Origin of the sequence: Streptosporangium minutum (assembly GCF_002149035.1) — a bacterium.
Classification (GTDB): domain Bacteria; phylum Actinomycetota; class Actinomycetes; order Streptosporangiales; family Streptosporangiaceae; genus Streptosporangium; species Streptosporangium minutum.
In genome coordinates, this window is record NZ_NGFP01000005.1 from 77884 (window position 1) to 88403 (window position 10520).

At 72.4% G+C, this 10520-nt stretch carries 9 protein-coding genes; 3 read left to right on the top strand and 6 right to left on the bottom strand.

The genetic code is table 11. From position 1 onward, the window contains the following. Nucleotides 1-21: 21 nt before the first annotated feature. The 5 genes from CA984_RS02230 to CA984_RS02250 form a co-directional block, all read right to left on the bottom strand. Nucleotides 22-1830, bottom strand: coding sequence for a nickel-dependent hydrogenase large subunit (locus CA984_RS02230; protein WP_086567386.1), 1809 nt, complete (start codon nucleotides 1828-1830; stop codon nucleotides 22-24). A 7-nt stretch (nucleotides 1831-1837) separates the two neighbouring features. After that, entirely contained in the window at nucleotides 1838-2914 is a 1077-nt protein-coding gene (locus tag CA984_RS02235; RefSeq protein WP_086567388.1) for an NADH-quinone oxidoreductase subunit B family protein, read from the bottom strand. A 156-nt stretch (nucleotides 2915-3070) separates the two neighbouring features. Next, nucleotides 3071-3748 (bottom strand): D-sedoheptulose-7-phosphate isomerase, encoded by a 678-nt coding sequence (locus CA984_RS02240; RefSeq protein ID WP_086567390.1) that lies wholly within the window; start codon nucleotides 3746-3748, stop codon nucleotides 3071-3073. After that, a complete protein-coding gene (locus tag CA984_RS02245) occupies nucleotides 3735-3968 on the bottom strand; it encodes a HypC/HybG/HupF family hydrogenase formation chaperone (protein ID WP_086567392.1) in 234 nt (77 codons plus the stop codon). The genes CA984_RS02240 and CA984_RS02245 overlap by 14 nt, the downstream gene beginning before the upstream one ends. Beyond that, nucleotides 3965-4609 carry a D-sedoheptulose-7-phosphate isomerase gene (locus CA984_RS02250; protein ID WP_086567394.1) on the bottom strand — a complete coding sequence of 215 codons (645 nt, stop codon included), beginning with the start codon at nucleotides 4607-4609 and terminating at the stop codon, nucleotides 3965-3967. Before CA984_RS02250 ends, CA984_RS02245 begins: the two co-directional genes overlap by 4 nt. 168 nt (nucleotides 4610-4777) lie before the next feature. Here CA984_RS02250 and hypF point away from each other — a divergent pair, with 168 nt between their 5' ends. Next, nucleotides 4778-7093 (top strand): carbamoyltransferase HypF, encoded by a 2316-nt coding sequence (gene hypF, locus CA984_RS02255; RefSeq protein WP_086567396.1) that lies wholly within the window; start codon nucleotides 4778-4780, stop codon nucleotides 7091-7093. On the opposite strand, the gene CA984_RS02260 is transcribed toward hypF, so the two are convergent. Beyond that, complete coding sequence (locus CA984_RS02260; RefSeq protein ID WP_086567399.1) at nucleotides 6986-8302, bottom strand: MFS transporter; 1317 nt, start codon at nucleotides 8300-8302, stop codon at nucleotides 6986-6988. The two genes, hypF and CA984_RS02260, sit on opposite strands and share 108 nt — an antisense overlap. A 64-nt stretch (nucleotides 8303-8366) precedes the next feature. Between CA984_RS02260 and CA984_RS02265 the strand changes: the two genes are divergently transcribed. Both CA984_RS02265 and CA984_RS02270 read left to right on the top strand, forming a co-directional pair. Then, nucleotides 8367-9386, top strand: a complete 1020-nt coding sequence (locus CA984_RS02265) for a LacI family DNA-binding transcriptional regulator (protein ID WP_278248974.1) — start codon at nucleotides 8367-8369, stop codon at nucleotides 9384-9386. 316 nt (nucleotides 9387-9702) lie between these two features. Continuing rightward, nucleotides 9703-10520: metallophosphoesterase family protein (locus CA984_RS02270; protein ID WP_086567404.1), on the top strand; the 818-nt coding region annotated here is incomplete at its 3' end.

Genomic DNA, 10520 nt, shown 5'->3' on the forward strand with positions numbered 1-10520 from the left:
GGCTCCCCGGCGGCCGATTGATCACAGGGTGCCGGCGGCATGGGGGGTGTGCAGCTTGCGTAGTTCCTTGCCGTCACCGAGATACATGTGGACCCCGCACGGCAGGCAGGGGTCGAAGCTGCGCACGGCGCGCATGATGTCGATGCCCTTGAAGTTCTCCGGGGGGTTCTCCTCGAAGATCGGGGTGTTCTGCACCGCGTCCTCGTACGGCCCCGGCACCCCGTTGACGTCGCGGACGCTGGCGTTCCAGGGCGTGGGCGGGTACGGATGGTAGTTGGCGATCTTGCCGTTCCTGATCACCATGTGGTGCGACAGCACGCCCCGCACCGCCTCGGTGAACCCGCAGCTGATCGCCTCCTCCGGCACCGTGAACGGCGTCCAGGTCTGGGTCCGTCCCGCGCGCACCTCGGCCAGGCCCTGTTCGGCGAAGTGCAGCGCGCACGCCGCCGCGTAGGCCTGGAAGTAGGTGCGGGCCCGGTTGCGTTCCAGCGCGTTGGACATCAGCTCGCCGTTACGCTCGGGGATCTTCCACTCGAACGTCTTCTCCGGCTTGGTGGCCGTCTTCGGCAGGTTGATCTGCACGCTGTGCCCGGTCGCCCTGACGTAGCCGATGTCGACCTTCCCCGACAGCGCGGTCGACCACAGGCGCGCGATCGGGCCGCCGCCGGTGTCCAGCGCCAACATGTCCTTGCCGTCGAACCAGCGCGGCGACATCACCCAGCTGTACTTGTCGGTGAAGTCGCGCTTCTGCGGGCGCGGGATGGTGTGCTGGTTCCACGGGTGGCGCATGTCGACCGGGTTGCCCAGCGGGTCATGGGTGACGAACGGCTCCTGCCCCTGCCAGTCGTCGTAGTAGGAGCTGCCCAGCAGGATCCGGATGCCGAGGTTGATGTCGACCAGGTCGTCGGTGACGAGCCTGCCGTCGACGATCACCCCTGGGCTGACGAACATCCGCTTGCCCCAGGAGGCCATGTTCTCGTAGGTGAAGTCGCAGTGCTCCGGGTCCTGGAAGCTGCCCCAGCAGCCCAGCAGCACGCGCCTGCGGCCGACCTCCTCGTAGCCGGGCAGCGCGTCGTAGAAGAAGTCGAACAGGTCGTCGTGCATGGGCACGACCCGCTTCATGAACTCCACGTAGCGCATCAGCCGGCTGAGGTAGTCGGTGAAGAGCTGCACCGTCGCGACCGTGCCCACCCCGCCGGGGTAGAGGGTGGAGGGGTGCACGTGCCGCCCCTCCATCAGGCAGAACATCTCCCTGGTGGTACGGCTCACCGCCAGCGCCTCGCGGTAGAACTCGCCTTCGAGCGGGTTGAGGGAGCGCATGATGTCGGCGATGGTCTTGTAGCCGTGGTCGGCCGCGTGCGGGGCCTCGGTCCGCTCGGCCCTGGCCAGCACGCCGGGGTTGGTCTCGCGCACCATCTTCTCGCAGTAGTCGACCCCGACCAGGTTCTCCTGGTAGATGTTGTGGTCGAACATGTACTCGGCGGCCTCGCCGCAGTTGAGGATCCACTCCCCCAGGGCAGGCGGGCGGGCGCCGTAGGCCATGTTCTGGGCGTAGACCGAGCAGGTGGCGTGGTTGTCACCGCAGATCCCGCAGATCCGGCTGGTGATGAAGTGCGCGTCGCGCGGGTCCTTGCCCTTCATGAAGATGCTGTAGCCGCGGAAGATCGACGAGGTGCTGTAGCACTCGGCCACCTCCCGGTTCTTGAAGTCGACCTTGCAGTAGATGCCCAGGCTTCCCACGATGCGCGTGATGGGGTCCCACGACATCTCGACCAGCTCGCGTGGCTGGTCCTGCGGGCCGCTCTGCCCCGGTCTCGGTGAGGTCTTCATTTTCAGCTCAGCTCCAGGACGCCTTGTAACCGGTGAGCAGCTCGCGGCCCTTCTTGCGCCACTTCGGCTCTTTATCAACCGTTTTGAGGGTGATGCTGCGCAGGGTGCGGATCACGCTGCCGTAGGCGCCGCTGACGGTCGAGGACACCCGCGCCCCCGGCGGCTCGTCCATGAACGGCATGAACTTGTCCGGGAATCCGGGCATCGTGCACGCGATGCAGATGCCGCCCACGTTCGGACAGCCGCCGATCCCGTTCATCCAGCCCCGCTTGGGCACGTTGCACTTGACCACCGGGCCCCAGCAGCCGATCTTCACCAGGCACTTCGGCGAGCCGTACTCGGTCGCGAACTGCCCCTGCTCGTAGTAGCCGGCCCGGTCACAGCCCTCGTGCACCGTCTGCCCGAACAGCCACGTCGGCCGCAACGCCTCGTCCAGCGGGATCATCGGCGCCTGCCCGGCCACCTGGTACAGCAGGTACAGGATCGTCTCCGACAGGTTGTCCGGCTGGATCGGGCAGCCCGGCACGTTCACGATCGGCAGCCCCGCCTTCGAGCGCCAGTCCCAGCCCAGGTAGTCGGCCACCCCCATCGCCCCGGTCGGGTTGCCCGCCATCGCGTGGATCCCGCCGTAGGTCGCGCACGTGCCGGCCGCCAGCACCGCCGTCGCCTTGGGCGCCAGGCGATCCAGCCACTCGCTGGTGGTCATCGGCTGACCGGTCGCCGGGTTGTTGCCGAACCCGCACCAGTAGCCCTCCTGCTTGATCGACTCGTTCGGGATCGAGCCCTCCACCACCAGCACGAACGGGTCCAGCTCCCCCCGGTCGGCCTTGAAGAACCACTCGATGAACACGTCCGCGCCCTGCATCGGCCCGGACTCGAAGTCGATCAGCGGCCAGTGCACCGCCACCTTGGGCAGCCCCGGCAGCGCCCCCAGCACGATCTCCTCGATGCTCGGCTGCGTCGCCGCGGTCAGCGCGACGGAGTCCCCGTCGCAGCTCAGCCCCGCGTTGATCCAGAGAATGTGGACGACCGGCTCCTCCTGCTCCTGCGGCCTGCTGCCCGCGGACTCCGTCGGCGCTGTCATGCCGCCTCCCCGCTCCTCGTCGATGGCGATAGGTCGTGATCGGTGCGGGGGGCATGTGCGGTACGGGTCATGACGCGTCCCTTCTCCGGGGTCTCCTGGTCTCCTGGTCTCCTGGTCTCCGGGGGAGGGCCGCGGCCGGTCGCCCGGCTCCGCGGCCTACGGGGCGGGCACCGCTCCGAGCGCGTGCTGGGTGAGCTCCCACAGCACGTGGTAGACCGTCGTCTGGGCCTCCTGGATCCGGTGCACCGACGACGACGGGATGACGAACAGGTAGTCGAGCAGGTCGAGTTCGGCCAGCCTGCCTCCCTCGTCCCCGGCCAGGCCGATGGTGAGCATGCCCCTGCGCGTCGCCTCCTCGAAGGCGCGCACGACGTTGGCGGAGCCCCCGCTCGTCGACAGGCCGACGGCGATGTCACCGTGCCGTCCCAGCGCCGCGAGCTGACGCGCGAAGACGACGTCGAACCCCACGTCGTTGGAGAGCGCGGTGACCACGGCGACGTCGCTGGTCAGGGACAGGGCGGGCAGGGACAGGCCGCAGGGCGGATGGAGGAAGGCGGTCGCCACCTCCTGGGCGTCGGTGCTGCTGCCACCGTTGCCGAAGGCGAACAGCCGCCCGCCCGAGGCGAACCGCAGGGCCATCTCCCCCGCGCACTCCATGAGCGCGTCGGCGGACGCCTCGGCCACCTGCCAGCGCAGCCGTACGATCTCGGCGGCCTTCTCCTCGGTGGAGCGGCACGCCTCCGCCAGCACCGCCTCAAGGTCGGCCCGGCCCTCGTAGAGGAAGGGGTACAGCTCCCGCACCCCCTCGGCCGGCGGTCCCTCAAGCCTGCCCATCGCCGCCTCCCTTCGCGATCACGGCGATGGCCTCCTTGGCGTGCACGAGGACGGTGTCGCCCACCGCCGCGTCGACCAGTGCCACGCTCACCTCCTCGGCGACGTCCCCGGCGCCGGCCATCGCCAGGTCCGGCTCGACCAGCCGGAGCACCGTCATCGGCACGGCCTGGTCCGAGCAGGTGACGCACACGCCGGCCGGGCAGTCCGCGGGCCCGCTCATCGGGCCGCCTCCCCGCTCGTCCCTCCGGGCGTCGCGTCACCGGGCGGGCCGGGCTGCTCGTAGAAGACATGCACCAGCTCCCACAGCACGTGGTAGGCGGTGACGTGGATCTCCTTGACCACGGCGGGATCGTCCGAGGCGACGGTCAGCACGTGGTCGGCCGCCGGGCTCCGCGCGAGGGGGCCTCCGTCGCCGCCCGCCAGGGCGAAGGTGAACAGGCCCAGGGTCTTGGCCATCTCCAGGCCCCGCAGGACGTTCTCGCAGCGGCCGTCGCGGGAGATCCCCAGCGCCATGTCGGCAGGGTCCGCCCAGCGGTGGACCTGGTGGGCGAAGGTCTCGGCGAGGCCGTCGCGGTTGCCCACCCCGCTGACCGTCGCGGCGTCGTTGCTCAGCGCGATCGCCGGAAGGGCCCTCTTGCCCACGATGACCGGGTGCATGAACTCGACCGCGATGTGGGCCGCGTCCGTGCCGCCGCCGCCGTTGCCGAAGACGATCAGCTTTCCGCCGTGGCGGAACCGGACCGCCATGTCCTGGCATGCCCGCGCGATGCGCCCGGAGTCCTCCGCGAGGGCGCGGGCGGCGCGGTCACGCCGGGCGAAGGCCTCGCTGACGGCTACTTGCATGGTCGATGTCACTGACATGTGGACGCTCCGTTATTTACGGTAGTCGTCAGATTACGGGGAGTGTTCATATACTCGACACCTTCGCCGCTACAAACCGGAGTAAAGGTCTGATCATGGGCGCAACCTTCTCCCCCGGGACCGCGCGCGCCCGCCGCCGACGGCCGGGGGCGCGGGCAGGATGGCCGCATGAGCACCGGAGCGGCGCGGGCCGAGCCCCGGACACGGGTCAGCATCCGGGTCGAAGGGATCGTGCAGGGGGTGGGTTTCCGTCCCCACGTCCACTCCCTGGCCCGGCGGCTGGCCCTGTCGGGGTGGGTGGGCAACGACAGCGAGGGCGTGTTCATCGAGGCCGAGGGGACCCGGGAGAGCCTCACCCGCTTCCAGGAGGAGCTACGGGGTCACGCGCCGCCGCTGGCGGTGATCCACCGCGTCACCGTCACCGCCGTGCCCGCCCTGGGTGACCGCGGTTTCGTCATCGCCGGCAGCAGGGAGGGGGACGCGCGGGCGGCGCTGATCTCGCCCGATGTCGCGACGTGCGCGGACTGCCTGGCCGAGCTGTCCGACCCCGCCGACCGCCGTTACCGCCACCCCTTCATCAACTGCACCAACTGCGGGCCGAGGTTCACCGTCATCCGGGACGTCCCCTACGACCGGCCGGCCACGACGATGGCCGGGTTCGCCATGTGCGAGGAGTGCAGGGCCGAGTACCTCGATCCGCACGACCGCAGGTTCCACGCCCAGCCGATCTGCTGCCCGGCCTGCGGTCCGGCGCTGCGGCTGCTCGGTGCCGACGGCCGTACCCACCACCCCGGCGCCGGTCGCGATCCGATCGGGCTCGCGGCCGAGGTGGTGCGGTCGGGCGGCGTGCTGGCCGTCAAGGGCCTCGGCGGCTACCACCTGGCGGCCGACGCCACCGACGAGGCCGCCGTGCGAACCCTGCGTACGCGCAAGCACCGCGAGGACAGGCCGTTCGCCGTCATGGTCGCCGACCTCGACGCCGCGCGCACGCTGTGCGAGCTGGACCCCGTGGCCGAGCGGCTGCTCACCGGCCCCCGGCGGCCGATCGTGCTGCTGCCCCGCCGCCCCGGCGCTCCGCTGGCCGAGGCCGTGGCACCGGACGACCGCCGCCTCGGCGTCATGCTGCCCTACACGCCCATGCACCACCTGCTCGCCCGCGAGATCGCCCGGCCGTACGTCCTGACCAGCGGGAACCTCTCCGACGAGCCCATCGCCTACCGGGACCGCGACGCGTTCACCCGGCTCGCCGGCGTCGCCGACCGCTTCCTCACCCACGACCGCCCGATCCACGTCCGCACCGACGACTCGGTGGTCCTCGCGGCAGAGGGACGCGCGCTCCCGCTGCGGAGATCGCGGGGATACGCCCCCGAGCCCCTCCTGCTCCCCCGTCCCGTACGGCGGGCGGTGCTGGCGTGCGGCGCGGAGCTGAAGAACACCTTCTGCCTCGCCGAGGGAGGGCGCGCCTTCGTCTCCCACCACATCGGCGACCTGGAGAACTACGAGACGCTGCGCTCCTTCAGCGAGGGGATCGACCACTTCCGGCGGCTGTTCGGCATCACGCCCCGCGTCGTCGCGCACGACCTGCACCCGGAGTACCTGTCCACCAAATACGCCTGCGACCTGGACGGAGTCGACCTGGTCGGGGTCCAGCACCACCACGCGCACATCGCCTCCTGCCTGGCCGACAACCAGGAGGCCGGCCCCGTCATCGGAGTGGCCTTCGACGGCCTCGGCTACGGCGCCGACGGCACCCTGTGGGGCGGCGAGCTCCTCGTGGCCGACCTCACCGGCTTCACCCGGGCCGGATGCCTGACCCCGGTGCCGCTGCCCGGCGGCACGGCGGCGATCCGGCAGCCCTGGCGGATGGCCGCCGCGCATCTGGACGCGGCCTACGGCGGCACGCCGCCCGGCGATCTCCGGGTGCGCTCCCGCCACCGGGACTGGGACGACGTGGTGGCCGTGGCCAGATCCGGCGTGAACTCCCCCCTCACCTCCAGCGCCGGGCGGCTGTTCGACGCCGTCGCGGCGATCCTCGGACTCCGCGACACCGTCACCTACGAGGGGCAGGCCGCGATCGCGCTCGAACAGCGGGCCGATCCCGCCGAGGAGTCCGCCTATCCGGTCCGGCTCGGCGGCGACGAGGGCGGCGAGGGCGAGCTGCTGACGATCCGGACCGGCGACCTCGTCCGGGCCGTCGTCGAGGACCTGCGCGACGGGACCGGCCCCGCGGTCGTCTCCGCCCGCTTCCACAACGGGCTCGCCGCCGCCACCGCCGCGAGCTGCGCGCGGCTCCGCTCGTCCACCGGCATCGGCACGGTCGCCCTGTCCGGCGGCGTCTTCCAGAACCGGTTACTGCTCGGCAGGCTCGTCCAGGCGCTACGGCTCCGGGACTTCCGGGTGCTGACCCACCATCGCGTCCCGCCCAACGACGGGGGCGTCAGTTTCGGCCAGGCCGCCGTGGCCGCCGCGCGCGATCTCCTCTGAGGACGCCCGTCCCCCCGGAGAGGGGCGCGTGGACGGGAGGGCGGCGCGGAGGGCCGGCCAGGTCAGCAGGGCCAGCGCTCCCGCGAGCACGGACACGGCCAGCATGGCGCCCGGCAGCCCGGCGGCCTGGGCCCAGTACCCCACGTACACCGGCCCGGCGAGGAAGCCCAGGTAGGACACCGTGGTCACGACCGAGGTGGCGGCGCCTCGGACGGAGTCCGGGACGTCGGCGGTGACCACGCCGAGCAGGGTCGGGAACAGCACGGCGGTGCCGGCGGCGGCCAGGGCGAGCCCGGCCAGCGCCGGCGGGGCGGACGAGGCGGAGGCGAGCAGGACCGTCCCACCGGCCGCCGTGGCAGCGCCGAGGATCAGGACGGCCATGGCGTGGCCGGATCCCAGGGAGCCGGCGGTGAACCGGGTGAGCGCGACGACCGCGGCGAAGACCGCGGGCCCCGCGGCGGCGAGCATGGGATCGGCGCGCAGCGTGTCGGCCATGTAGACCGCGCTCCAGCTCTGGTGGGCGTTCTCCACGGCGAAGGCGAGCGCGCCCAGCACTCCGGCGACCAGCAGGAGCGGCAGGTACGCCCGCAGGACCGACCGGCCGCGGGGACCGTGACCCGGCGCCGCGCCGCGCCGGCCGAAGGGTGCCGAATGGCCGCGGGCGTCGGCGGCGATGAGCAGGCCCGCTCCCGCGGCGGCTGCCGCGACCAGCGCGAACGGCACCACGACGGGCGCCGCGACGCCGCCGAGCAGGCCGGTGGCGAGGCTGGACACCACCACGGCGGCGGAGAAGAAGCCGTGCGCCCTGGTGATGACCGGCCGGCCGACGGCGCGCTCGGCCGAGCCCGCGGCGGCGTTGACAGCCACGTCCGCGGCGCCCGACGCCGCACCGAGCAGCGCCAGGCCGGCGGACAGGCTCGGAAGGTCCCGGGCGGCGACGGCCACCGTGACGCCGACGGCGCCGAGCAGGACGAGCAGGAACGCGGTCAGGCGGTGGCCCCACCGGTCGACGGCCCGTCCGGCGGTCAGCATCGCCGGCAGCGCCCCGGCGCCGACGAACAGCAGCGCCGTGCCCAGCTCCCCGTCGGTGAGACCGGCCTGTTCCCGGATCGCGGGGACGGACGCGCCCCACACCCCCCAGAAGGCTCCGAAGACGGCGAAGCCGCAGTACGCCGTCCTGACCCGCGTTCCACCCGGCTGGAGAGACATATGTGTAACGATACACAGGCTAAGGTGAGGGATGACAAGAGCTACGTCGCGCCGGCGTCCGACGATGGCGGAGGTCGCCCGGGCGGCAGAGGTGTCGGTGATGACCGTCTCCTATACCTACGCCCAGCCGGAGCGCGTCTCGGAGCAGACACGGGCCAGGGTCCGCGAGGCCGCCGAGCGGCTGGGATATCCCGGCCCCCATCCGGGGGCGCGCTCGCTGCGGCGCGGCCGCGCCGGCAGCCTCGGAGTGATCCTCGGCGAGCACCTGACCTACGCCTTCGAGGACCCCCAGGCCGCCCGCTTCCTGGCCGGGATCGCCGAAGTGTGCGCCGACCACGGCCTGGGGCTCACGATCGTGCCCGTCACCGGCTCCGCGGGGGACGTCGGCCGGGTGGCCGAGGCGGCCGTGGACGGCTTCGTGGTGTGGACCACCTCCGATGACGACCCCGTGGTGGACGCGGTCGCCGCCACCGGCCTTCCCTCCGTCGTGCACGGCGGCCCGCGCCGCGACGACCTGTCGTTCGTGGCGGTCGACGACCGCGCGGCGGCCCGCGCGGTGGCTGCGGCGGCCTTCGCCGGTGCCCGCCGGCCGATGGTGCTCAGCTTCCCCCTCGATCGCGCTCGGGCCACCGGCGTGCACCGGGCACTGGATCCGGCCGGGGCGAGCTTCCGGGTGACCCGCCAGCGCCTGCGGGGATTCCGCGACGCGTGGACGGAGAGCGGCGGCCGGTGGTCGCAGGTACGCGTGGCCGTGTGCTCCAGGAACACCGCCCGCGAGGCCGAACGCCTCGCCGCCGGACTGCTCACCGGCCCGCACGTCCCGGACGCCGTCGCCGCGATGAGCGACGAGCTCGCGCTGGGCCTGATGCGGGCGGCCGGCCGCCTGGGCCTGGCCGTGCCCGGCGACCTCGCCGTCACCGGCTGGGACGACACCGACGCGGCCGCCGCCGCCGGCCTGACGACCATCGCACAGTCCCTGCGCGACCAGGGCGCCCGATGCGCCCGGCTGGCCCTCGGCGAGGACGCGGGCGATGAGCCGGTCGACTGGCGGCTGATCCTGCGTGACTCCACCCGGCAGGCGTGAGTACCGCCATCGATCCATCAGATCCTGGACAAACGTCCCCCCATGGCAAGAAACTGGCCCCGCCCCCCGAAGCCGGGACGGCACGGCGGCATCCCCTCTGGCCTGATCGAAGGAGAACGACCTTGACGGCAGCCCGTTCCTGGATCCGGCGACTGCCCGCATCACCACGGAACGACGTCCGGGCGGTCCGTCTGCCCCCGGCAGTAGGGGCCACGCCGTCCGGGATCCCGTCCCCTCGTCCCGGGATGCCCGCCGTACACGGCCCGAAGGCCCCACCGGCCGGGGCGGCCACCGGATCGCCGCGGGCGGTCCGCGCATGACGTCGCTGCTGGCCATCAGTGATCTGCACATCGGCTACCGGGAGAACCGGCGCATCGTCGAGGAGTTGCGGCCCGCCTCCGCCTCCGACTGGCTGCTGGTGGCGGGAGACGTCTCCGAGAAGGTGGCCGACGTCGAGTGGGCGCTGCGCCTGCTCGCCGGGCGCTTCGCCAAGGTGGTGTGGGTGCCGGGCAACCACGAGCTGTGGACCCACCCCAGCGATCCGGTCCGGTTACGCGGCGAGGAACGCTACCGCCACCTGGTGAAGGTCTGCGGCGACCTCGGGGTGGTGACCCCCGAGGATCCCTACCCGGTATGGGACGGACCCGGCGGGCCGGTCACCGTCGCCCCGCTGTTCGTGCTGTACGACTACACCTTCCGCGTGCCCGGCGTCGCGTCGGCGGAGGAGGCGCTCGCCCTCGCCTACGAGAAGGGCGTGGTCTGCACCGACGAGATGTTCCTGCATCCCGACCCCCACCCCTCCCGCCCCGCCTGGTGCTCCGCCAGGGTCGCCGAGACCGAACGCCGCCTGGCCGCCCGCACCCCGGGTATGCCCACCGTGCTCGTCAACCACTACCCGCTGGTCCGCCAGCCGACCCTGGTCATGCGGCACCAGGAGTTCGCGATCTGGTGCGGCACCGAGCAGACCGCCGACTGGCACGTGCGCTTCGACGCCCAGGCGGTCGTCTACGGTCACCTGCACATCCCCCGCACCACCTGGCACGACGGCGTGCGCTTCGAGGAGGTCTCGCTGGGCTACCCCCGCGAATGGCAGCCCCGTGCCACCCCGCCCGGCCGTCCGCGCCAGATCCTACC